23 protein-coding genes are annotated in these 21,550 nt (G+C 52.8%); 17 read left to right on the forward strand and 6 right to left on the reverse strand.

All coding sequences use genetic code 11. The features are described 5' to 3' along the window. Nucleotides 1-6 precede the first annotated feature (6 nt). From rlpA to lipA, 6 genes are all read left to right on the forward strand, one after another. Nucleotides 7-1,140 (forward strand): endolytic peptidoglycan transglycosylase RlpA, encoded by a 1,134-nt coding sequence (rlpA, locus tag ACLJPQ_RS03275; protein ID WP_001231303.1) that lies wholly within the window; start codon nucleotides 7-9, stop codon nucleotides 1,138-1,140. A 139-nt stretch (nucleotides 1,141-1,279) separates the two neighbouring features. After that, entirely contained in the window at nucleotides 1,280-2,491 is a 1,212-nt protein-coding gene (gene dacA, locus ACLJPQ_RS03280; protein ID WP_000858711.1) for a D-alanyl-D-alanine carboxypeptidase DacA, read from the forward strand. A gap of 107 nt (nucleotides 2,492-2,598) precedes the next feature. Continuing rightward, entirely contained in the window at nucleotides 2,599-2,862 is a 264-nt protein-coding gene (gene ybeD, locus ACLJPQ_RS03285; RefSeq protein WP_000850547.1) for a DUF493 family protein YbeD, read from the forward strand. 99 nt (nucleotides 2,863-2,961) lie between these two features. Then, entirely contained in the window at nucleotides 2,962-3,603 is a 642-nt protein-coding gene (gene lipB, locus ACLJPQ_RS03290; protein ID WP_000284009.1) for a lipoyl(octanoyl) transferase LipB, read from the forward strand. Between the two features lie 301 nt (nucleotides 3,604-3,904). After that, the gene (locus ACLJPQ_RS03295) at nucleotides 3,905-4,858 is read left to right on the forward strand and encodes a YbeF family transcriptional regulator (RefSeq protein WP_001282817.1); all 954 of its coding nucleotides are present in this window, start codon (nucleotides 3,905-3,907) and stop codon (nucleotides 4,856-4,858) included. Between the two features lie 205 nt (nucleotides 4,859-5,063). Next, nucleotides 5,064-6,029: a lipoyl synthase gene (lipA, locus tag ACLJPQ_RS03300; protein WP_000042640.1), complete on the forward strand. Its 966-nt coding sequence runs from the start codon at nucleotides 5,064-5,066 to the stop codon at nucleotides 6,027-6,029. Nucleotides 6,030-6,114: 85 nt separating this feature from the next. Here lipA and tatE read toward each other — a convergent pair whose 3' ends face one another. Next, complete coding sequence (gene tatE, locus ACLJPQ_RS03305) at nucleotides 6,115-6,318, reverse strand: twin-arginine translocase subunit TatE (RefSeq protein WP_000503938.1); 204 nt, start codon at nucleotides 6,316-6,318, stop codon at nucleotides 6,115-6,117. Nucleotides 6,319-6,446: 128 nt separating this feature from the next. Beyond that, on the reverse strand, nucleotides 6,447-7,235 hold the full coding sequence (locus ACLJPQ_RS03310) for a deaminated glutathione amidase (protein WP_080184576.1): 789 nt from the start codon (nucleotides 7,233-7,235) through the stop codon (nucleotides 6,447-6,449). A gap of 90 nt (nucleotides 7,236-7,325) precedes the next feature. On the opposite strand from ACLJPQ_RS03310, the gene crcB reads away from it, so the two are divergent. Then, nucleotides 7,326-7,709 carry a fluoride efflux transporter CrcB gene (gene crcB, locus ACLJPQ_RS03315; RefSeq protein ID WP_000939753.1) on the forward strand — a complete coding sequence of 128 codons (384 nt, stop codon included), beginning with the start codon at nucleotides 7,326-7,328 and terminating at the stop codon, nucleotides 7,707-7,709. A gap of 57 nt (nucleotides 7,710-7,766) precedes the next feature. Here the strand turns inward: crcB and cspE are convergent, their stop codons facing one another. Next, nucleotides 7,767-7,976 (reverse strand): transcription antiterminator/RNA stability regulator CspE, encoded by a 210-nt coding sequence (cspE, locus tag ACLJPQ_RS03320; protein ID WP_000034826.1) that lies wholly within the window; start codon nucleotides 7,974-7,976, stop codon nucleotides 7,767-7,769. Nucleotides 7,977-8,163: 187 nt separating this feature from the next. Beyond that, nucleotides 8,164-8,736, reverse strand: a complete 573-nt coding sequence (gene pagP / locus ACLJPQ_RS03325; protein ID WP_138010031.1) for a lipid IV(A) palmitoyltransferase PagP — start codon at nucleotides 8,734-8,736, stop codon at nucleotides 8,164-8,166. A 378-nt stretch (nucleotides 8,737-9,114) separates the two neighbouring features. Between pagP and dcuC the strand changes: the two genes are divergently transcribed. Continuing rightward, entirely contained in the window at nucleotides 9,115-10,500 is a 1,386-nt protein-coding gene (gene dcuC, locus ACLJPQ_RS03330; RefSeq protein ID WP_000958619.1) for an anaerobic C4-dicarboxylate transporter DcuC, read from the forward strand. Nucleotides 10,501-10,553: 53 nt separating this feature from the next. Here dcuC and dpiA read toward each other — a convergent pair whose 3' ends face one another. Together dpiA and dpiB are read right to left on the reverse strand one after the other, a co-directional pair. After that, nucleotides 10,554-11,234 (reverse strand): two-component response regulator DpiA, encoded by a 681-nt coding sequence (gene dpiA / locus ACLJPQ_RS03335; RefSeq protein WP_000138786.1) that lies wholly within the window; start codon nucleotides 11,232-11,234, stop codon nucleotides 10,554-10,556. Continuing rightward, nucleotides 11,203-12,864, reverse strand: coding sequence for a sensor histidine kinase DpiB (dpiB, locus tag ACLJPQ_RS03340; protein WP_023224058.1), 1,662 nt, complete (start codon nucleotides 12,862-12,864; stop codon nucleotides 11,203-11,205). The genes dpiA and dpiB overlap by 32 nt, the downstream gene beginning before the upstream one ends. Nucleotides 12,865-13,248: 384 nt before the next feature. On the opposite strand from dpiB, the gene citC reads away from it, so the two are divergent. The 9 genes from citC to rnk all read left to right on the forward strand — a co-directional run bounded on the left by citC (nucleotide 13,249) and on the right by rnk (nucleotide 21,547). Further along, on the forward strand, nucleotides 13,249-14,325 hold the full coding sequence (gene citC / locus ACLJPQ_RS03345; protein WP_000467872.1) for a [citrate (pro-3S)-lyase] ligase: 1,077 nt from the start codon (nucleotides 13,249-13,251) through the stop codon (nucleotides 14,323-14,325). After that, nucleotides 14,322-14,618, forward strand: coding sequence for a citrate lyase acyl carrier protein (gene citD, locus ACLJPQ_RS03350; protein ID WP_000700679.1), 297 nt, complete (start codon nucleotides 14,322-14,324; stop codon nucleotides 14,616-14,618). The genes citC and citD overlap by 4 nt, the downstream gene beginning before the upstream one ends. Further along, nucleotides 14,615-15,523 (forward strand): citrate (pro-3S)-lyase subunit beta, encoded by a 909-nt coding sequence (gene citE, locus ACLJPQ_RS03355; protein WP_000622349.1) that lies wholly within the window; start codon nucleotides 14,615-14,617, stop codon nucleotides 15,521-15,523. Before citD ends, citE begins: the two co-directional genes overlap by 4 nt. Nucleotides 15,524-15,532: 9 nt before the next feature. After that, on the forward strand, nucleotides 15,533-17,062 hold the full coding sequence (gene citF / locus ACLJPQ_RS03360) for a citrate lyase subunit alpha (protein ID WP_000192323.1): 1,530 nt from the start codon (nucleotides 15,533-15,535) through the stop codon (nucleotides 17,060-17,062). Nucleotides 17,063-17,065: 3 nt separating this feature from the next. Then, nucleotides 17,066-17,617 carry a citrate lyase holo-[acyl-carrier protein] synthase gene (citX, locus tag ACLJPQ_RS03365; RefSeq protein ID WP_001236064.1) on the forward strand — a complete coding sequence of 184 codons (552 nt, stop codon included), beginning with the start codon at nucleotides 17,066-17,068 and terminating at the stop codon, nucleotides 17,615-17,617. Further along, nucleotides 17,589-18,485: a triphosphoribosyl-dephospho-CoA synthase CitG gene (gene citG / locus ACLJPQ_RS03370; RefSeq protein WP_000982655.1), complete on the forward strand. Its 897-nt coding sequence runs from the start codon at nucleotides 17,589-17,591 to the stop codon at nucleotides 18,483-18,485. The genes citX and citG overlap by 29 nt, the downstream gene beginning before the upstream one ends. A 37-nt stretch (nucleotides 18,486-18,522) precedes the next feature. Further along, complete coding sequence (gene citT, locus ACLJPQ_RS03375; protein WP_000059028.1) at nucleotides 18,523-19,986, forward strand: citrate/succinate antiporter CitT; 1,464 nt, start codon at nucleotides 18,523-18,525, stop codon at nucleotides 19,984-19,986. Nucleotides 19,987-20,095: 109 nt separating this feature from the next. Beyond that, a complete protein-coding gene (gene rna, locus ACLJPQ_RS03380; RefSeq protein ID WP_001092585.1) occupies nucleotides 20,096-20,902 on the forward strand; it encodes a ribonuclease I in 807 nt (268 codons plus the stop codon). 234 nt (nucleotides 20,903-21,136) lie between these two features. Beyond that, nucleotides 21,137-21,547 carry a nucleoside diphosphate kinase regulator gene (rnk, locus tag ACLJPQ_RS03385; protein ID WP_000089748.1) on the forward strand — a complete coding sequence of 137 codons (411 nt, stop codon included), beginning with the start codon at nucleotides 21,137-21,139 and terminating at the stop codon, nucleotides 21,545-21,547. Nucleotides 21,548-21,550: the final 3 nt, after the last annotated feature.

Consider the following 21,550-nt stretch of genomic DNA (forward strand, 5'->3'; position numbering starts at 1 on the left):
TGCGCAATGCGTAAGCAGTTGCCTGTAATCTGCGTCGCGGCAGGGATAGTACTACTCGCGGCATGTACTAATGACGGCGGTCAGCAGCAAACCACCGTCGCGCCGCAACCTGCGGTATGTAATGGTCCGACTGTGGAAATCAGCGGAGCGGAACCGCGTTATGAACCTCTGAATCCGACCGCAAACCAGGATTATCAGCGTGACGGTAAAAGTTATAAAATCGTTCAGGACCCGTCCCGCTTTAGCCAGGCTGGCCTGGCCGCTATTTATGATGCGGAACCCGGCAGTAATTTAACCGCCTCCGGGGAGATGTTCGATCCGATGCAGCTTACCGCCGCCCATCCGACACTGCCTATCCCCAGCTATGCGCGAATCACCAATCTGGCCAACGGTCGCATGATCGTCGTGCGTATTAACGATCGCGGCCCCTATGGCACCGATCGGGTCATCTCCCTGTCCCGCGCGGCGGCGGATCGTCTGAATACCTCGAATAATACTAAAGTACGGATTGACCCTATTATCGTGGCGCCGGATGGTTCGCTCTCCGGCCCGGGGATGGCCTGTACGACGGTGGCGAAACAGACCTACGCTCTGCCCCCTCGCCCTGATTTAAGCGGCGGAATGGGAAGCGCCTCTTCAGCACCTGCGCAACCGCAAGGCGACGTTCTTCCGGTCAGTAATTCCACGTTGAAAAGTGACGATACCACCGGCGCGCCGGTGAGCAGCAGCGGCTTCCTCGGCGCGCCGACTACGCTGGCGCCTGGCGTGCTGGAGAGTAATGAACCGACGCCGGCGCCACAGACAGCGCCGGTTTCCGCGCCAGTGACGGCTCCAGCGACTGCGACGCCGGTGAGCGCGCCTGCCGCCGCAGCCCCGGTATCTGCCCCGGTGAGCGCGCCTGCCGCCGCGGCGAGCGGTCGTTTCGTCGTCCAGGTCGGCGCCGTCAGCGATCAAACGCGTGCGCAGCAGTACCAACAGCGTTTAAGCCAGCAGTTCAGCGTACCAGGACGCGTAATACAAAACGGCGCGGTCTGGCGTATTCAACTGGGGCCTTTTGCCAGTAAAGCCGAAGCCAGCGCGTTACAGCAACGTTTGCAAACAGAAGCACAATTACAGTCCTTTATCGCCAGCGCGCAGTAACCGATCGCAGGTATCTGTACTGTCAATTTCTGTAAATGACATTAACAAAGTCACGCGGAAAGTCAGATGCCTGCCAGTTATGCTTTTGCTATAGTAGGGCTCTTTTTTTAATTTCATCACGGACGTCGTAGTTCAGACCATGAAGACCACTTTTTCCGCTCGTTTTATGCAGCGCATGGCGCTCACCACGGCGCTTTGTGCCGCGTTTATCTCAACCGCACATGCCGATGACCTGAATATCAAAACTATGATCCCAGGCGTTCCGCAGATCGATGCGGAATCCTACATCCTGATCGACTACAACTCCGGCAAAGTTCTGGCGGAACAAAACGCCGACGAACGTCGCGACCCGGCTAGTCTGACAAAGATGATGACCAGTTACGTCATCGGACAGGCAATGAAAGCGGGTAAATTTAAAGAAACCGACCTGGTTACCGTCGGTAATGACGCCTGGGCCACCGGCAATCCGGTATTTAAAGGCTCCTCGCTGATGTTCCTCAAGCCGGGAATGCAGGTACCGGTCTCTCAGTTGATACGCGGCATCAATCTGCAATCCGGCAATGACGCCTGTGTGGCGATGGCTGATTTCGCCGCCGGTAGCCAGGATGCTTTCGTCGGGCTGATGAACAGCTATGTGAACGCGTTAGGACTGAAAAATACCCACTTCCAGACCGTACACGGCCTGGACGCCGACGGACAATACAGTTCAGCTCGCGATATGGCGCTGATTGGTCAGGCGTTAATTCGCGATGTGCCTAACGAATATGCCGTTTATAAAGAAAAAGAGTTCACCTTTAACGGCATTCGCCAGTTAAACCGTAACGGTCTGCTGTGGGATAACAGCCTGAATGTGGACGGCATCAAAACCGGCCATACCAGCAAAGCGGGCTATAATCTGGTCGCTTCCGCAACCGAAGGCCAGATGCGATTGATTTCCGCCGTGATGGGCGGACGGACCTATAAAGGCCGTGAAACAGAAAGCAAAAAACTGCTGACGTGGGGCTTCCGTTTCTTTGAAACCGTTAATCCGCTGAAGGCTGGTAAAGAGTTCGCCTCTGAACCCGCCTGGTTTGGTAATACCGATCGCGCCTCGCTGGGCGTCGATAAAGACGTTTACCTGACGATCCCTCGCGGTCGCATGAAAGATTTGAAAGCGAGCTATGTACTGAATACCGCAGAACTGCACGCGCCGCTGCAGAAAAACCAGGTGGTCGGCACCATCAACTTCCAGCTGGACGGTAAAACCATCGAGCAGCGTCCGCTGGTCGTACTGCAAGAGATCCCGGAAGGGAACTTCTTCGGTAAAATCATTGATTACATTAAATTAATGTTCCATCACTGGTTTGGATAAAAATTGAACTCTTGAAAGTGTGATTTTCGTCCCCATATACTATGCATCAGTAAAACTCCCGCCCTGTGGCGGGAGTTGTTATTTTTTTACGTAATGCCGGAGCTGACATGAAAACCAAACTTAACGAACTGCTTGAATTCCCTACGCCATTTACTTACAAAGTAATGGGGCAGGCGTTACCTGAGCTGGTTGATCAGGTGGTTGAAGTGGTACAGCGCCATGCGCCTGGTGATTACTCTCCGACGGTAAAACCGAGCAGCAAAGGCAACTACCACTCGGTCTCTATCACCATTAATGCCACCCATATTGAACAGGTTGAAACGCTGTACGAAGAACTGGGCAATATTGATATCGTGCGAATGGTATTGTAATACATCCAGACGGTTACCCGGTCTTATCCGGGTAACTCCCCGCCTCCCCCGCTGTGATATACTTTCCTCTCTTTTTTCATTCTCTACGGAGATGCCGTTTTGTATCAGGATAAAATCCTTGTCCGCCAGCTCGGCCTTCAGCCCTATGAAGCTATCTCTCAGGCCATGCATAACTTTACCGATATGCGCGATGAAAACAGCCATGATGAAATCTGGTTGGTTGAGCATTACCCGGTGTTTACCCAGGGCCAGGCCGGTAAAGCGGAACATATATTGATGCCTGGCGATATTCCCGTTGTGCAGAGCGATCGTGGAGGACAGGTGACCTATCATGGTCCAGGCCAACAGGTAATGTACGTTTTACTTAACCTGAAACGACGTAAACTGGGCGTGCGTGATTTAGTCACCCTACTTGAACAGACCGTGGTGAATACGCTGGCTGAAATTGGTATTGAGGCGCATCCGCGCGCCGATGCACCGGGCGTCTATGTGGGTGAAAAGAAAATCTGCTCGCTGGGTTTACGTATCCGTCGCGGCTGCTCATTCCACGGTTTAGCGCTAAACGTTAACATGGATCTTTCTCCTTTCCTACGTATCAACCCGTGTGGTTATGCCGGCATGGAAATGGCCAAAATAACACAGTGGAAGGAAGACGCTACCACGGATAATATTGCGCCCCGCTTGCTGGCGAATATTTTAGCTCTGCTAAATAATCCACCGTATGAATATATTGCTGCTTAATGCGTAAAATATAATGGCCCAAGAAATTTATGGGTCATTAATCATATATGATTTGAATGCTTTACTTCTCCCCCCGCTTTCTATATTTTCGTTATATCCCTGCTGTAGCCGCCAGGCGGCATGGCCTCTTCAGTCCTCATGATGAGGAATTTTCCGTGAACAAAATCCCGGCCTTGCTGTTACTTATCTTATTGAAATGACTAAAAATACATTCATAAGAGTAATTTTAAAACCAATTCATAAATGCAAAATATACTATTTCATCTATTATTCATAATACGAATGAATTCGGAGCCAGAGCGTGAGTGATAATAATCAGGCAGAAAGACAACCGGCCGATCAACACCTACAAGACAAACCGCAAATTTTCAGAACACTGAGAAATATTGACCTCAATCTGTTGACGATTTTTGAGGCCGTATATGTCCATAAAGGGATCGTCAATGCAGCGAAAATTCTTAACCTGACGCCGTCAGCCATCAGCCAGTCCATTCAAAAATTACGGACTATATTTCCCGATCCGCTGTTTATTCGCAAAGGCCAGGGCGTAACGCCCACGACGTATGCTACGCATCTGCACGAATACATCAGCCAGGGGCTGGAATCTATTCTTGGCGCCCTGGATCTTACGGGCAGCTATGATAAGCAACGTACCATTACAATTGGCACGACGCCTTCGGTCGGCGCGCTAGTGATGCCGATTATTTACCAGGCCATCAGGCCGCGTTATCCTCAGCTTTTGCTGCGCAACATTCCGGTAGACGATGCCGAAAGCCAGCTTAGTCAGTTTCAGACCGATCTCATTATCAATACCCATAGCTATAACAACCGGAGCATCCAGCATCACGTCCTGTTTAGCGATACGCTTGAGATTGTCTGCCGCCAGCATCACCCGTGTCTGGCGAACGCCATTACTGAAGAGAGACTGAACAGCGCGGATCACACCTTTCTGATGCTGGAGGGACAACATCTTTCCCTCCTGCGCCAGCGACTGCAGGAGACATTTCCCGATCAGCAAATCAGTTTTAGCAGCTACAATATTTTTACCATTGCCTCGCTGATCGCCAGCAGCGATCTGCTGGGACTGATGCCCACCCGCTTCTACGACTTATTTAGCCGTTGCTGGCCGCTTGAACGCCTTCCCTACGCGCCGGTGAATAGTGAACAGGTCGAGTTCTCGCTGCATTACAATAAACTGAGTCTGCGCGATCCGGTGCTGGAGAACGTCATTGATATCATCCGTGAGGCGTTCTGACAAAAATGTTGCATTCAGGTCACGGAAGATATGGGCAAACAGCACAAAACAACAACTATTTTACATTTTGCCGGGCTGTCAGGCTGCTTTATGGCCCTTATCAATGATATACTGCGTGTCACAAATTCAAAAATAGTTGATAAATACAACTTTCCCTTGAATTGAAACGCTTTCCTTCGTTATTCGCAACTGGAACACGCACGCTATGAGTAAACCCATTGTGATGGAACGCGGTGTAAAATACCGCGATGCCGATAAGATGGCTCTTATCCCGGTTAAAAATGTGGTCACAGAGCGCGACGCTCTACTACGTAAACCGGAATGGATGAAAATAAAACTTCCGGCGGATTCTACCCGTATCCAGGGCATCAAAGCCGCAATGCGCAAAAATGGCCTGCATTCTGTCTGCGAGGAAGCGTCTTGCCCAAACCTGGCTGAATGTTTCAACCACGGTACCGCTACGTTTATGATCCTTGGCGCCATTTGCACTCGCCGCTGTCCGTTCTGTGATGTCGCCCATGGCCGCCCCGTTGCGCCGGATGCGGAAGAGCCGCAGAAACTGGCGCAAACGATCGCCGACATGGCACTACGCTATGTGGTCATCACCTCTGTCGACCGTGACGATCTGCGTGACGGCGGCGCCCAGCATTTTGCTGACTGCATCACCGCCATCCGCGCCAAAAGCCCGGAGATAAAAATAGAGACGCTGGTGCCAGACTTCCGTGGACGTATGGATCGCGCGCTGGATATCCTTAACGCGACGCCGCCGGATGTGTTTAACCACAACCTGGAAAACGTGCCGCGTATTTACCGCCAGGTTCGTCCGGGCGCCGATTACAACTGGTCGCTGAAATTACTGGAACGCTTCAAAGAAGCACACCCGGAAATTCCGACAAAATCGGGTCTGATGGTGGGCTTAGGCGAAACCAATGCGGAAATCATTGAGGTTATGCGCGACTTACGCCGTCACGGCGTTACCATGCTGACGCTTGGTCAGTATCTACAGCCAAGCCGCCATCACCTGCCGGTACAGCGTTATGTCAGCCCGGAAGAGTTTGACGAGATGAAAGCGGAAGCCCTGGCGATGGGCTTTACCCATGCCGCCTGTGGCCCCTTTGTACGTTCTTCGTACCATGCTGATCTCCAGGCCAAAGGCATGGAAGTGAAATGATCGTGTAATAGACGCTTACATTTCAGGCAAAAAAAACCGGCAACTTGCCGGTTTTTTTACTCTGCGGAGCAAGCGCATCGCGCTATTACTCTTTGTGCGAGAGTTTTTCAGCCTGAACGCTACCGTCGACGTCTTTCTTAACGCCCGCGTCTTCATCGTTCATTGCTTTCTTGAATCCTTTAATCGCCGTGCCCAGGTCTCCGCCCAGCGTACGTAACTTCTTGGTACCAAACAGCAGAACAACCAGTGCGGCAACCACCAGCAGTTTGGTAATACTAATCTCACCCATAGATACCTTCTTCACTAAAAACAGGCTGCGTAACGCGCCGGATTAACCTGAGAATATTAACGGTCTTTCGACGCGCGCACACAATAGCAATCTGTAACAAGGTGAATCAAGCTTTGCGTAAAAAAACATCATAATAATTGCGGTGGCGCAAATCGTCGTTGCTGCAAAAGAGGAAGTTGCTCCCGCACCTGGTCTATTCGTTCTCTGAATATTTCCGCGACGATCAGCACCGGACGATCGGCTGCCGCGGCTATCGTTACCCCCAACGGATCGATAATACGACTTTGACCAATATTACGATTACCACACTCCCCGGCCGCAATCATATAGCAGGTGGTATCCAGCGCTCTCGCCGCCAGCAGCGTCGACCACTGCTGCTCTTTCAACGGGCCGCGAACCCAGCCCGTCGGCAGCGCCAATACGTCAGCCCCCTGTAAAGCCAGCGCTAACGCCATATCCGGAAAGCGCAGGTCATAACAGGTCATAAGCCCCACCTTAACCCCCTCCACGTCCAGCACAGGCGCGATAACGGTTCCGGCATCAATACTTTGGGATTCTTGCATCGAAAACGCATCATAGAGATGCAGCTTCGCGTAACGCGCGACAATGTGACCCGCCCGTAGCGCCACCAGCATATTAACCGCCCGTCCAGGCGTTGACGGGACAAGGATAGTGAATATCGTCGTCATATTATTATGAGCGCTTTCTTCCTGAAGCCGCGTCATAAACGCGCCATCCAGCGGCTGCGCGGCGCGAATCGGCAGGTCAAGGTCGATGTCATCTCGCGCTAATATCCCCTCAGGCAACACCAGAAGCGATACGCCGCGGTCCGCCGCCTGAACCATTAACGAAACGCAAACTTGCGCATTCTTTTCCCATACAGAACTCACCACAAACTGCCCGGCTGCAACGAACATATCCCCTCCCACACCTCTGTCAGGACTCGCCAATTATGCGTGTTCGGCGTTACACTCCTCCTGTATAGCAATTAAATAAAGGATTCGGCAGTGTTACAGCTTCTTTTAGCAGTTTTTATCGGCGGTGGAACGGGGAGCGTAGCCCGGTGGATGCTAAGTATGCGTTTTAATCCGCTTCATCAGGCGATTCCCATCGGTACGCTAACAGCAAATTTGCTTGGCGCGTTTATTATCGGCATGGGGTTCGCCTGGTTTAACCGCATGACACATATCGATCCGATGTGGAAAGTGCTCATTACGACCGGCTTTTGCGGCGGCCTGACGACCTTTTCTACTTTTTCTGCTGAAGTGGTATTCTTGCTGCAAGAGGGGCGCTTTGGCTGGGCGCTGCTGAATGTGCTGATTAACCTGTTGGGTTCGTTTGCCATGACGGCGCTGGCATTCTGGCTATTTTCCGCCGCAGCGGCGCGTTAAGCGCAAAAAAAACCCGCCGAAAGGGCGGGTTTTGAAATCTTGCTGTCGGACGTATGCTTACAGAGCAGTTACGTTTGCAGCGGAAGGGCCTTTGGCACCGTTAGTGATTTCGAACTCTACGCGCTGACCTTCAGCCAGAGTTTTAAAACCATTGGTCTGGATTGCAGAGAAGTGTACGAACACGTCTTTGCTGCCATCTTCCGGAGTAATGAAACCGAATCCTTTGGATTCATTAAACCACTTAACGTTACCTTTAATCTTAGACATCAAAATTACCTTTACATGAAAAATAGACACAAATGCTGTGTCGGATACCAGTACAACAATTGTGATGCATTTTGTCCAGTCGAACTTTGCGAAAAAGTGATAAATATCGCGTTAATTTTTAGCTAACTCTAGCTACTTATTGTTTTTTAAGACTTTTTAATTCACAACTGAAGCATGCCCTTCCCCGTCAAAACTGGAAACGCATCCAGGCGAAATAGACGTTTCCGTTGTTATACGAACCCGGAATGTAGGTCATCTGAAAGGTAGCGGGCCCATAACCTATCGACGCTAAAGGCAACAGCACAGGGATGGGAATATAATTCCAGTTGTCGCGCGCGGTAACGCCTGCGGTAAAGCCCAGTCCCAGACGAAAATTATCGTCTTCCAGCGGTCGCCAGGTTTTTTCCCAGCCATAACCGCCTATGGGTTCCCATTTGTTAAATGAATCTTTAAAGGCCATCATATAGAGGCCATGCCAGTTGCCTTTGTCGTCCCAGCGCGACTGACCAAAACCAACGCCCCACGGCCGCTCGTTATAGCGATCCGTTTTCTCTTTATCGTAGGCAAAGCGCGCATGCCAGGTAATGGCGGGGACATACAAATCATAATGCTCAGGCTGTCGCCACGTTTCTGCGACGTTATCGGTAAACGTGTTAAACCACCCTTTATCCGCCGCAGAGACTGAAGGAATAGCCAGCCATGGCATAACAAGGAGAGTAATAATAAGAAAATACTTTCTGATAATCATCACAACAGCCATACCGTTCAAAAATTCGACTGTGATAATAACAACATTAACCTGAATAAAATCTTAACAAACTATAAACAGAGAATAATCTGAGAAAGTATCGGGTTAACGGCGTTTGATTTAGCACTCAGAACCGTCGCGCGCTCCTTAATAAGCTTTCACAAAAAACACAAAACAAAGCACAACAAATAAAACAATAAAATAACAATAAATTAATACTTATAGCGCTACAGAAAATTCGTATAAGCATATTTCATCTTTAGCGATGACATGAAAAAATAACCGCGCCGTGATTTTAATCAGTAAGGCGCCATCCTTTATTCGGTACATTTTTATACCACTTTTGTGGCTCTTATTTTTACTCTGGGTGTCGATAAGACAGGGGAAACAATGCTAACAGTTATAGAACTCCTTATCGGAGTCGTCGTTATTGTGGGTGTAGCGCGCTACATCATTAAGGGATATTCCGCCACTGGCGTTTTATTTGTCGGCGGTCTGGTTCTGCTTATTATCAGCGCGCTGATGGGGCATAAGGTATTACCTGCCAGCGAAACCAGTACCGGCTATACCGCAACAGATATTGTTGAATACATCAAAATTCTGCTTATGAGTCGCGGCGGCGATCTTGGCATGATGATCATGATGCTGTGCGGCTTTGCCGCTTATATGACGCATATCGGCGCGAATGATATGGTCGTGAAGCTGGCGTCGAAACCTTTACAGTACATAAACTCGCCCTACCTGTTGATGATTGCCGCCTATTTTGTCGCCTGCCTGATGTCGCTGGCCGTCTCTTCCGCGACGGGGCTTGGCGTACTGCTCATGGCTACTCTCTTCCCGGTGATGGTCAACGTCGGCATTAGCCGCGGCGCGGCGGCGGCTATTTGCGCTTCGCCGGCCGCTATTATCCTCTCGCCAACGTCTGGCGATGTGGTTTTAGCCGCAAAAGCGGCGGAGATGCCGTTAATCGATTTCGCGTTCAAAACCACGCTGCCGATTTCCATCGCCGCCATCATCGGTATGGCGATTGCGCATTTTTTCTGGCAACGCTATCTGGATAAAAAAGAGAACATTTCACATGAGATGCTGGACGTGGCGGAGATTACCACCACGGCCCCGGCGTTTTATGCCCTTTTGCCGTTCACGCCCATTATCGGCGTACTGATTTTTGACGGTAAATGGGGGCCGCAGTTGCACATTATTACCATTCTGGTGATCTGTATGCTGCTGGCCGCCGTGCTGGAATTCGTGCGCGGCTTCAACACGCAAAATGTGTTTTCCGGCCTGGAAGTGGCTTATCGCGGCATGGCGGATGCGTTTGCCGGCGTTGTGATGCTGCTGGTCGCGGCGGGCGTTTTCGCCCAGGGGCTGAGCACCATTGGCTTTATCCAAAGTCTGATCTCGATTGCCACTTCTTTTGGCTCCGCCAGCATTATTCTGATGCTGGTATTAGTGATTTTAACCATGCTGGCCGCGATGACCACCGGTTCAGGCAATGCGCCTTTTTACGCCTTTGTTGAGATGATCCCTAAACTGGCGCACTCCTCCGGTATCAACCCAGCCTATTTATCCATCCCAATGCTGCAAGCCTCAAACCTGGGGCGCACGATTTCGCCGGTCTCCGGCGTCGTGGTCGCTGTCGCCGGAATGGCTAAAATATCACCGTTTGAAGTGGTGAAGCGCACGTCCGTTCCGGTCATCGTCGGTCTGTTGATCGTCATTATCGCCACGGAAATTATGGTGCCAGGCGCCTCTTCCGCCGTTACTGGCGGCTGATAGCCGGTAAGCCGGGGCGAGGGAAAACATCGCCCCGGCATCTTAAACCAGGCTTAGCCGCCGTGGTAAATACGCTGCGGCCTGCCCACTTTGCCATGAATAATCTCTGCGACAATCAGGTGCCGACTCGCGCAATATTCCAGGTAGCGTCGGGATGTGGTGCGGCTTATCGTTAAGGCCTGCGCGACCGTTTCAGCCGTATGGCGTACGGTTGGATCGGCAAATAGCTTCATCACCGCATTAAGGGTTAAGGCATCAATACCTGTCGGCAAATCCCCTTTCGGTTCGCCGCGCGCATAGGCGTTGAACATTTCATCTATCTGCTTCTGACTTGCGCTATCCGCGCTCGCCAGCATACGTCTGCGCTGTTGATAGCGGGTCAGCGTCTGTCCCAAACGTTCATAAGCAATAGGTTTGACCAGATAATCAAACGCGCCGCTACGTACCGCTTCCGCTACCGTCTCCATGTCACTGGCGGCGGTCGTAAACACGACGCCGCCGGGATAGCGCGACTGCATTAATTCATGCAGCAGCGTAATCCCCTTCCCATCCGGCAGATAATTATCTAACAGAATTAATCCAGGTTTGAACCGGTCAATCATCATTCTCGCCTGCGCCAGATTGCCCGCCAGCCATATCTGGTTAAAGCCAGGAATATGGCGGATATATTCTGCGTGCATCTCCGCCAGCAGCGTTTCATCCTCAACGATCAATAGGGTTAATGGTTCTGTCATCGTTTTTTTTCACTTTCGGAAGGAATAAAGAAAATAAGGTGCCACAAGGATCATTGTCTTCCAGCGTAATGACCCCGCCACAGCGCCCCACATAACTTGCAATCAGATATAACCCGATACCATGCTCACCGGGTTCGTCAGTTCGGGTACTTACGCCCTGCTCAAAAATTTTTTCCCGCAGCGCTTCAGGAACGCCGCAGCCCTGGTCGGCGACCTCTATCACCACCTCGTCGCCCTCGTCGCTCAGGAAAAGTTCGATGGTATTGTCGCCTTCCTGTGTACGTAAACTCGCCTCAAACGCGTTATCCAGCAGATTCCCGACGATGGCGGCGAACTCCGTGCTATCCAGCCCCTCCGGCAGTTGATGTAGCTGGCTGCCGGGAACAATCACCATCTTGAGCCCCAGTTCACGCGCGCGCTGAACTTTGCCAAACAGCAAACCGGCCACCTGACGATCGGCGAAGGCGCCGCGTAAACTATCAATAAGTTGCTGCTGCGCCTGCGACTCACCCTGCACCATCTCTCTGACCCGATCATACTCTTTCATTTGCAGCAGGCCGTTCAGAGTCGACATCCAGTTCAGGTGCTCATGGCGTAGCGTGCGCAGGCTCTCAACATACTGTTTAATCTGGGTTAGCTGCGCGTTCAACGTCGCGATTTCATCTTTGCTGCGAAAACTAATAATAGCGCCCAGCAGCTCCTCGCCGGAACGGATAGCCTCACGATTGGCGATGACGCTCAGGCCATTGAAGTTGGCCATCACGTCCTGGCGTCTTTCTGCGATCTGGCAGGTAAAAAAGTCTGCCGGATTGACGACTTCCGCTATCAGCTTGCCCAGCCACTGACGCCCCGGCGACGGCAGCCCCAACATTTTTCTCGCATTGCGGTTAATCGCAGTGATATGTCCCTCCGGATCAACGGCGATCAGCCCTTCATAAACCGAGCTAAACAACGCCTCCTGCTGGCGTACCACGCGCGCAATCTGTTTCGGCTCCATGCCCAGCATTTGTCGGCGGATATGCGCGGCGAAAAACCAGGAAAGCAGCATTAAGACCACCAGCAACAGGACAAAAACTCCCGCCATCGGTAATAAGAAGTCCAGCCGCCAGGAGTCGATTTTACTGACCAGATAGCCAATTGAAACAACGCCGATCACGTTGCCTTCGTTGTCAAAGATAGGCGTTTTGGCGCGCATCGCCATCCCTATTGAGCCCTTACCGGTAATGAAATAACTTTCTCCTCTTTCCAGCGCGCCGGGTTTCGTAAACTGCATGGGATAGCCGATTTTTTCCGGATTCGGATGGTAAAGCCGGATCGAGTGGCGATCGCCTATCACCACATAGTCAAAATCCGTCCCGCGCTGCAGTTTATTCGCAATTATCGCCAGGCGTTTATAGTCCCGGTTTTTTACGGCAGCGATAATGCTGTCGTTAGAAGCAATAATTTTTGCCTGATTCATCGCCATATCACGAACATGGGACGCCAGATAATCTTCGAAACTGGCAGACAAATATTGTGCTAACGCTGCCACGATGAAAACAGAAACCACCAGAATGAGCAGAAAAATACGTAACGGAAACGCGAGTTGCCGAAAAAAAGGAAACAGCTTTTTATTTTTCTGATAGGACATTAAGGTTCCTTATGGGCATTTCTCTTCAGATTTATCGCAAATGTAATAAAAATGTTTTGAGTATCTTGAAGCATATAAAAACCAATCGTTACAGATTCCCCACATTAAATCAATTAAACAACTAAAACCCACCGCCGGAATGGCGATTAAATTAATTAAAAAACTTAAAACCATAAAACACTTAAAAACCATCTAACGCTTTGTGAAATAAATCAAAATTTACCACCAAAATACTCCTTACGATGTATACGTCAGAGAGAAAAATAAATAACTCGTCATAAAAACACTCCCACTCTGACTGAAAAGAAAAAGTTATCAAGTTGCAACACAGCGCAACATATACAGAAAAGTGGCAACAAGCATATCACCAGGATATTTCTTACTATGTTTGGCAATAATGTATTCACTCGGGTAAAACGCTCTGAAAATAAAAAAATGGCGGAGATCGCTCACTTTCTCAAAGAGAATGATTTAAGCGTCGATACCACTGTAGAAGTGTTTATTACCGTCAGCCGTGATGACCGTCTTATTGCCTGCGGCGGTATTGCCGGAAATATCATTAAATGCGTGGCCATTAGCGAATCAGTACGCGGCGAAGGCTTAGCGTTAACGCTGGCGACGGAATTGATTAATCTCGCCTGGGAACGGCACTGCACCCATCTTTTTATTTATACCAAAACGGAATACGAAGCGCTGTTTAAACAGTGCAGCTTTTCGACGATAGCCAGCGTCCCTGGCGTAATGGTCTTAATGGAAAATAGCGCGACCCGGTTGAAACGGTATGCGGAATCGCTGGCGACATTGCGTCATGAGGGAAAGAAAATTGGCTGTATTGTGATGAACGCCAATCCTTTCACGCACGGCCATCGCTATCTGATCCAACAGGCGGCGGCACAGTGCGACTGGCTGCATCTGTTCCTGGTCAAAGAAGATACATCACGCTTTCCCTATGAAGACCGACTCGATCTGGTCCTTAAAGGGACTACCGATATCCCGCGCTTAACCGTTCACCGCGGCTCCGAATACATTATCTCTCGGGCGACGTTCCCCTGCTATTTCATTAAAGAGCAGAGCGTCATTAATCACTGTTATACCGAAATCGACCTGAAGATTTTCCGCCAGTATCTGGCGCCCGCGCTTGGCATCACACACCGCTTTGTCGGTACGGAGCCGTTTTGTACCGTTACCGCCCAGTACAACCTTGATATGCGTTTCTGGCTGGAGACGCCAACGCTTCCCGCCCCACCCATTACGCTGGTGGAAATAGAGCGGCTTTGCTTCCAGGAGACGCCGATATCCGCCTCCTGGGTACGCAAGCTGCTGGTTAAACACGATCTCACGGCTATCGCGCCGCTGGTTCCCGACGCCACCCTGCGCTATTTGCAGGGCATGGTCGAACGCCATCCGGGCAGCGCGGCAGCCCGTCAAAAGTCCCCCGTCTTAGCAACAGGTGAAAAATGAAAATAAACCAGCTAGCCGTCGCAGGCACGCTTGAGTCCGGCGATGTGATGATACGCATTGCGCCGCTCGATACGCAGGATATTGACCTGCAAATCAACAGTAGCGTTGAAAAACAGTTTGGCGAGGCCATTCGCGCCACCATCCTGGAGGTGCTTTCTCGCTACGACGTGCGCGGCGTACAACTGAACGTCGATGATAAAGGCGCTCTGGACTGCATTTTGCGCGCCCGACTGGAAACGCTACTGGCGCGCGCCAGCGGTATTGCCGCTCTGCCCTGGGAGGATCGCCAATGATTTCCGCCTCTCTGCAACAACGTAAAACCCGCACCCGCCGCAGTATGTTATTCGTACCGGGCGCCAACGCGGCGATGGTGAGCAATTCGTTTATCTACCCGGCCGACGCGCTGATGTTCGACCTGGAAGACTCCGTTGCATTACGCGAAAAAGACGCGGCGCGCCGTCTGGTATATCACGCGCTGCAACACCCGCTTTACCGTGACGTCGAAACTATTGTCCGCGTGAATGCGCTGGATTCCGAATGGGGCGTCAACGATCTGGAAGCGGTCGTGCGCGGCGGCGCGGACGTGGTGCGTTTACCGAAAACCGACACCGCGCAGGACGTCATTGATATCGAAAACGAAATTCTGCGCATTGAAAACGCCTGCGGTCGCGAACCGGGTAGTACCGGCCTGTTAGCCGCCGTGGAATCGCCGCTGGGTATTACCCGCGCGGTAGAAATCGCTAACGCCTCTGAACGGTTGATCGGGATTGCGCTGGGCGCGGAAGACTATGTTCGCAACCTGCGCACCGAACGCTCTCCGGAAGGCACCGAACTGCTGTTCGCCCGCTGCGCCATTTTGCAGGCCGCGCGTTCCGCCGGTATTCAGGCCTTCGATACCGTCTATTCCGACGCCAACAACGAAGCCGGTTTCCTGCAAGAAGCCGCCCACATTAAACAGTTGGGCTTTGACGGTAAGTCACTGATCAACCCCCGCCAAATAGAACTGCTGCACAACCTTTATGCGCCGACGCGTAAAGAGGTCGCCCATGCACGTCTGGTCGTTGAAGCCGCAGAAGCCGCCGCCCGTGAAGGTCTCGGGGTCGTTTCCCTTAACGGCAAGATGGTCGACAGCCCGGTGATTGAACGCGCCCGTCTGGTGCTCTCCCGTGCAGAACTTTCCGGTATTCGCGAAGAATAAGGCAAAAAAATGACGCAGAAAAATGAATCTCAACGCCAGGATCGCGTAGCCGCCTGGAGCCGTCACGCTGAAAGCGAACTGAGCGCTTACCAAAGTGCGGCAAAATTGGATCTACAAGCGCAAAAACCGCGCGACCACAAACTGTGCGCCAGCCTGGAAGAGGCCATCCGCCGTTCCGGTTTACGCGACGGCATGACGCTCTCCTTTCACCACGCGTTTCGCGGCGGCGATCTGACGATTAACCTGGTGATGGAAACCATCGCGAAGATGGGCTTCAAAAATCTGACCCTGGCCTCCAGTTCGCTGAGCGACTGCCATGCGCCGCTGGTTGAACACATTCGTAACGGGGTGGTCAGCCGCATCTACACGTCAGGCCTGCGCGGCCCGCTGGCGGAAGAAATTTCTCGCGGCCTGCTGGCTGAGCCGGTTCAGATTCACTCCCACGGCGGTCGTGTGCATCTGGTACAAAGCGGCGAACTCAATATTGATGTTGCGTTTCTTGGCGTGCCCTCCTGCGATGAATTCGGTAATGCTAACGGTTATACCGGCAAAGCCTGTTGCGGTTCACTGGGCTACGCGATGGTGGATGCCGACAGCGCGAAGCAGGTCGTGATGCTGACGGAGCAACTGCTGCCGTATCCGCATAACCCGGCAAGCATCGCTCAGGATCAGGTTGATCTGATCGTGCAAATCGAAGAAGTCGGTGATGCAAACAAAATCGGCGCTGGCGCGACCCGCATGACCACTAATCCGCGTGAACTGCTGATCGCCCGCAGCGCGGCGGAAGTCATTGCTCACTCCGGCTACTTCAACGAAGGTTTCTCCCTGCAAACCGGCACCGGCGGCGCATCGCTGGCGGTCACCCGCTTCCTGGAAGACAAAATGCGTAGCCGCAACATTGTGGCTAATTTCGCGCTGGGCGGTATCACCGCCACCATGGTCGACCTGCATGAAAAGGGCTTAATCCGCAAACTACTTGACGTGCAGAGCTTCGATCGTAACGCTGCGCAATCTTTGGCCCGCAACCCGAACCATATCGAAATCAGCGCTAACCAGTACGCCAACTGGGGCTCTAAAGGCGCTTCCGTCGACCGTCTGGACGTGGTGGTACTGAGCGCGCTGGAAGTCGACACCCACTTCAATGTTAACGTGCTGACCGGCTCCGACGGCGTTCTACGCGGCGCGTCCGGCGGTCACTGCGATACCGCCGTCGCGGCGGCGCTGTCCATCATCGTCGCGCCGCTGGTGCGTGGTCGCATCCCAACGCTGGTTGATAACGTCACCACCTGCGTCACACCAGGCTCCAGCGTCGACATTCTGGTCACCGATCACGGTATCGCCGTCAACCCGGCGCGTCCGGAGCTGGCTGAACGCCTGAAAGCAGCGGGAATGAAAGTGGTATCGATTGAGTGGCTGCGCGAACGCGCGCAACTGCTTACCGGTCAGCCCCGCCCTATCGAATTCACCGACCGCGTGATTGCTGTCGTGCGTTATCGCGACGGTTCAGTGATCGATGTGGTGCATCAGGTGAAGGAATAAGCCATGCGCCTGTTTCCTGAACTCGCCACCTGTCACGACGTTTCTATTCCTGAGCTGCTCGCCAGCCGGGATGAGAGACAAGCAAGACAGCGCGCCTGGCTAACGCGCCACGCCACTCCACTGGTCTCCTTTACCGTGGTGGCGCCAGGCCCGATAAAAGACAGCGCGTTAACCCGCCGGATCTTTAATCACGGCGTGACTGCCCTGCACACGCTGGCAGAAGAGTATGGCTGGACCATCCGGGAGCAGGCTGCACTGGCTTCCGCCAGCGGGCCGGAAGGGCTGCTGGCGATTGACGCGCCCGCTCAGGCGCTCAAACAGGCGACCATCGCGCTTGAACAGCGTTATCCACTGGGGCGCCTGTGGGATATCGATGTCCTGACGGCGGAAGGCGAAATACTCTCCCGCCGCCATTTCGCGCTTCCCGCTCGCCGCTGTCTGCTGTGCGGGCAAAGCGCGGCTGAATGCGCGCGGGGTAAAACCCACGCGCTGACTGATTTACTGACTCATATGGAGGCGCTGCTGCATGATGCCGATTCCCGCCAACCCGACTAACGCCTCCATTCAGCCTCAGTCGCTGTATGACGCCTGGGCCGATTTGGCCTGGCGCGCCATGCTGACCGAGGTAAATTTATCGCCAAAACCCGGTCTGGTAGACCGACTAAATTGCGGCGCGCACAAAGATATGGCGCTGGCGGATTTTCACCGCAGCGCGGAGGCGATTCGACACTGGCTGCCGCGCTTTATGGAATATGGCGCCAGCTGCACGCGCCTGCCGCCAGAGTCAGTTCTGGCGGGCCTGCGTCCATTGGGGATGGCCTGTGAAGCAGCGATGTTTCGCGCAACGGCGGGCGTCAATACCCATAAAGGCAGCATTTTCTCGCTGGGGTTACTGTGCGCCGCCATTGGCCGCCTGTATCAGCTACGCCAGCCGATCGCCGCAGAAACACTCTGCGCTACCGCCGCCGATTTTTGCCGCGGCCTGACTACGCGCGAACTGCGCCAGAACAACCTACAGCTCACCGCAGGTCAGCGGCTGTATCAGCAACTGGGATTAACCGGCGCGCGCGGTGAAGCGGAAGCGGGCTATCCGCTGGTCATCCGCCACGCGTTGCCGCACTACCGCGCATTGCTGGCGCAGGGGCGCGATCCGGAACTGGCGCTGCTTGATACCTTACTGCTGCTGATGTCGCTTAACGGCGATACCAACGTCGCGTCGCGCGGCGGGGCGGACGGTCTGCGCTGGTTACAGCAGCAGGCTGCGGTCTTATTACATCAGGGCGGCATACGGACGCCTGACGATCTCGTTTATCTCCACCGGTTCGATCAGCAATGCATTGAACGCAATCTCAGCCCAGGCGGTAGCGCCGATCTGCTGATCGTGACCTGGTTTTTAGCGCAAATTTCGCAAGTTAATCATTAACACAATTATAGAAAATATCCTTTCCGGAGAGTCATTTATGTCTTTATCCAAAGATAATATATGGAAGTTGTTGGCCCCATTAGTGGTGATGGGCGTCATGTTGCTAATTCCTGTTCCAGATGGTATGCCGCCGCAGGCCTGGCACTATTTTGCGGTTTTCGTCGCGATGATTGTCGGTATGATCCTGGAGCCGATCCCGGCGACAGCGATCAGTTTTATCGCCGTAACCATTTGCGTTATCGGCAGCAATTACCTGCTATTTGACGCTTCAGAACTGGCCGATCCGGCGTTTAAAGCCAGTAAACAGGCGCTGAAATGGGGGCTTGCCGGTTTCTCCAGCACCACGGTCTGGCTGGTTTTCGGCGCGTTTATTTTCGCGCTGGGCTACGAAGTGACCGGACTGGGGCGCCGCATTGCGCTGTTTTTGGTAAAATTCATGGGTAAACGCACGCTGACGCTCGGCTATGCGATTGTCATTATCGATATTTTGCTGGCGCCGTTTACTCCCTCCAATACGGCTCGTACCGGCGGGACTGTCTTCCCGGTCATCAAGAACCTGCCGCCGCTGTTTAAATCGTTTCCAAACGATCCTTCCGCACGCCGCATCGGCGGTTATTTGATGTGGATGATGGTGATCAGTACCAGCCTGAGCTCTTCGATGTTTGTCACTGGCGCGGCGCCAAACGTGTTAGGTCTGGAGTTCGTCAGCAAGATCGCCGGCGTCCAGATTAGCTGGCTGCAGTGGTTTCTCAGCTTTCTGCCGGTAGGGATTATTTTACTGATCGTTGCGCCGTGGCTCTCCTATGTGCTTTATAAACCTGAAGTGACCCACAGTGCGGAAGTCGCAGCCTGGGCTGGCGGCGAGTTAAAAAACATGGGGCGTCTGTCCCGCAAAGAGTGGACGCTGATTGGCCTGGTGCTGCTTAGCTTAGGATTGTGGGTTTTTGGTGGAAAAATCATCAACGCCACTGCCGTGGGTTTGCTGGCCGTCTCGCTGATGCTGGCGCTGCATGTTGTGCCGTGGAAAGACATTACGCGCTACAACAGCGCCTGGAACACCCTGGTGAACCTCGCTACGCTGGTGGTCATGGCTAATGGCTTAACCCGCTCCGGCTTTATTGACTGGTTCGCCAATACCATGAGTACACATCTGGAAGGTTTCTCGCCGGATGCAACCGTCATTGTACTGGTACTGGTGTTCTATTTCGCGCACTACCTGTTCGCCAGCCTTTCCGCTCACACCGCGACCATGCTGCCGGTCATTCTGGCGGTGGGTAAAGGCATTCCGGGCGTTCCGATGGAACAACTGTGTATTCTGCTGGTGCTGTCTATCGGTATCATGGGCTGTCTGACGCCGTATGCCACCGGCCCTGGTGTGATTATCTACGGCTGCGGTTACGTGAAATCCAAAGACTACTGGCGGCTTGGCGCAATCTTTGGCGTTATCTATATCGCGATGCTGTTGCTGGTGGGCTGGCCGATTCTGGCAATGTGGAATTAAACATTACGCCAACGTAGGTTAAAAATGATGCCGTTCAGGTTCACCTGAGCGGCATTTTTTATGATTAAATGGGTAACATTCATAATGTGTATAAATTATCGAATTCATCATGAACACAATATGGCATTACAGTCCGCTGCTGGCTGTCCTCTTAACCCCAATTTTTGCCGCCAACGCCGACGAACTTCAGGCGCAACAGTACGGTGATTTCACTGACTATGTGCTGGCGCTTTCCTGGCAAACTGGTTTTTGTCAAAGCCAGCATGAACGCCGCCATCGGGAACCCGATGAGTGCCGTCTGCAAAAAGAGCCAGCCAACAAAGCAGACTTTCTGACCGTCCACGGCCTGTGGCCAGGATTACCCAAATCTATCGCCGCACGCGGTGTTGACCAGCGACGCTGGCAGCGCTTTGGTTGTGCGACGCGGCCAATCCCGAATCTGCCTGAAGTCAAGGCCAGCCGGAAATGCTCCGCCCCCGCCCCCGGACTTTCGCCTGACATCGCGGCAGCGCTTAAGGAAGTGATGCCCGGCGCGGGGGGGAATTCCTGTCTGGAGCGCTACGAATATGCCAAACATGGCGCCTGTTTCGGGTTTGATCCCAATGCCTATTTCGGCACCATGATACGGCTGGATAAGGCGATAAAAGACAGCGCGCTGGGGCAGTTTCTGGCGGATAATTACGGCAAAACCGTTAGCCGCGCTGAGTTTGATAGCGTCGTCGCACAAATGTGGGGCCAGGATAATGTCAAAGCCGTTAAAGTAAACTGCCATGGCAATCCCGCCTATTTAACAGAGATTCAGTTTTCATTAAAGGCGTCGATGATTAACGCCCCGCTCTCCTCTGCCTCATTCCTGCCGCAACCGCATCCCGGCAACTGCGGGAAACAGTTTATTATCGATAAAGCCGGCTATTGACGAAGCAGAGGTTTAAAACCGTAGCCACATTTGAGAACACGCCCGAATGTAGACTAAAATTCACTCAGGGCTATGACGTTTGAGGATTTACCCGAATGTGAACTAAATCACTTCAAAGACGGGGTAAGTCTCAGTATCATCATGAGAGTTAAACCCTCGCCGCCAGACGGTGAGGGTTTTCTTTTGGGACCATTTACCTGCACTACTCGCAGTATCGATGACATGGAGTAAGAAATGTCCAGACCCACTATTATCATTAACGACCTTGACGCCGAACGTATTGATCGTCTTCTGGAACAGCCTGCGTATGCGGATCTGCCGATTGCCGACGCGCTCAACGCCGAACTGGATCGCGCGCAAATGTGTTCGCCACAAGAGATGCCGAACGATGTCGTCACCATGAACAGCCGCGTTAAATTCCGCAATTTGAGCGATGGTGAAACACGCGTGCGGACGCTGGTGTACCCCGCCAATATGACGGACAGCAGTACCCAGCTTTCGGTAATGGCGCCCGTCGGCGCGGCGTTGCTGGGACTGCGCGTCGGCGACACCATTCACTGGGAACTGCCGGGCGGCGCCTCCACCCATCTCGAAGTGCTGGAACTCGAATATCAGCCTGAAGCCGCGGGCGACTTCCTGCGTTAAACC

Source organism: Salmonella sp. SAL04213 (genome assembly GCF_046550535.1).
GTDB classification, from domain to species: Bacteria; Pseudomonadota; Gammaproteobacteria; order Enterobacterales; family Enterobacteriaceae; genus Salmonella; species Salmonella enterica.

Bases quoted from the DNA above. Each gene is read 5' to 3' on its own strand.
- rlpA (WP_001231303.1), top strand. From the start codon at position 7: ATGCGTAAGCAGTTGCCTGTAATCTGCGTCGCGGCAGGGATAGTACTA.
- dacA (WP_000858711.1), top strand. From the start codon at position 1,280: ATGAAGACCACTTTTTCCGCTCGTTTTATGCAGCGCATGGCGCTCACC.
- ybeD (WP_000850547.1), top strand. From the start codon at position 2,599: ATGAAAACCAAACTTAACGAACTGCTTGAATTCCCTACGCCATTTACT.
- lipA (WP_000042640.1), top strand. From the start codon at position 5,064: ATGAGTAAACCCATTGTGATGGAACGCGGTGTAAAATACCGCGATGCC.
- tatE (WP_000503938.1), bottom strand. From the start codon at position 6,318: ATGGGTGAGATTAGTATTACCAAACTGCTGGTGGTTGCCGCACTGGTT.
- ACLJPQ_RS03310 (WP_080184576.1), bottom strand. From the start codon at position 7,235: ATGTTCGTTGCAGCCGGGCAGTTTGTGGTGAGTTCTGTATGGGAAAAG.
- cspE (WP_000034826.1), bottom strand. From the start codon at position 7,976: ATGTCTAAGATTAAAGGTAACGTTAAGTGGTTTAATGAATCCAAAGGA.
- pagP (WP_138010031.1), bottom strand. From the start codon at position 8,736: ATGGCTGTTGTGATGATTATCAGAAAGTATTTTCTTATTATTACTCTC.
- dcuC (WP_000958619.1), top strand. From the start codon at position 9,115: ATGCTAACAGTTATAGAACTCCTTATCGGAGTCGTCGTTATTGTGGGT.
- dpiA (WP_000138786.1), bottom strand. From the start codon at position 11,234: ATGACAGAACCATTAACCCTATTGATCGTTGAGGATGAAACGCTGCTG.
- dpiB (WP_023224058.1), bottom strand. From the start codon at position 12,864: ATGTCCTATCAGAAAAATAAAAAGCTGTTTCCTTTTTTTCGGCAACTC.
- citC (WP_000467872.1), top strand. From the start codon at position 13,249: ATGTTTGGCAATAATGTATTCACTCGGGTAAAACGCTCTGAAAATAAA.
- citD (WP_000700679.1), top strand. From the start codon at position 14,322: ATGAAAATAAACCAGCTAGCCGTCGCAGGCACGCTTGAGTCCGGCGAT.
- citE (WP_000622349.1), top strand. From the start codon at position 14,615: ATGATTTCCGCCTCTCTGCAACAACGTAAAACCCGCACCCGCCGCAGT.
- citF (WP_000192323.1), top strand. From the start codon at position 15,533: ATGACGCAGAAAAATGAATCTCAACGCCAGGATCGCGTAGCCGCCTGG.
- citX (WP_001236064.1), top strand. From the start codon at position 17,066: ATGCGCCTGTTTCCTGAACTCGCCACCTGTCACGACGTTTCTATTCCT.
- citG (WP_000982655.1), top strand. From the start codon at position 17,589: ATGATGCCGATTCCCGCCAACCCGACTAACGCCTCCATTCAGCCTCAG.
- citT (WP_000059028.1), top strand. From the start codon at position 18,523: ATGTCTTTATCCAAAGATAATATATGGAAGTTGTTGGCCCCATTAGTG.
- rna (WP_001092585.1), top strand. From the start codon at position 20,096: ATGAACACAATATGGCATTACAGTCCGCTGCTGGCTGTCCTCTTAACC.
- rnk (WP_000089748.1), top strand. From the start codon at position 21,137: ATGTCCAGACCCACTATTATCATTAACGACCTTGACGCCGAACGTATT.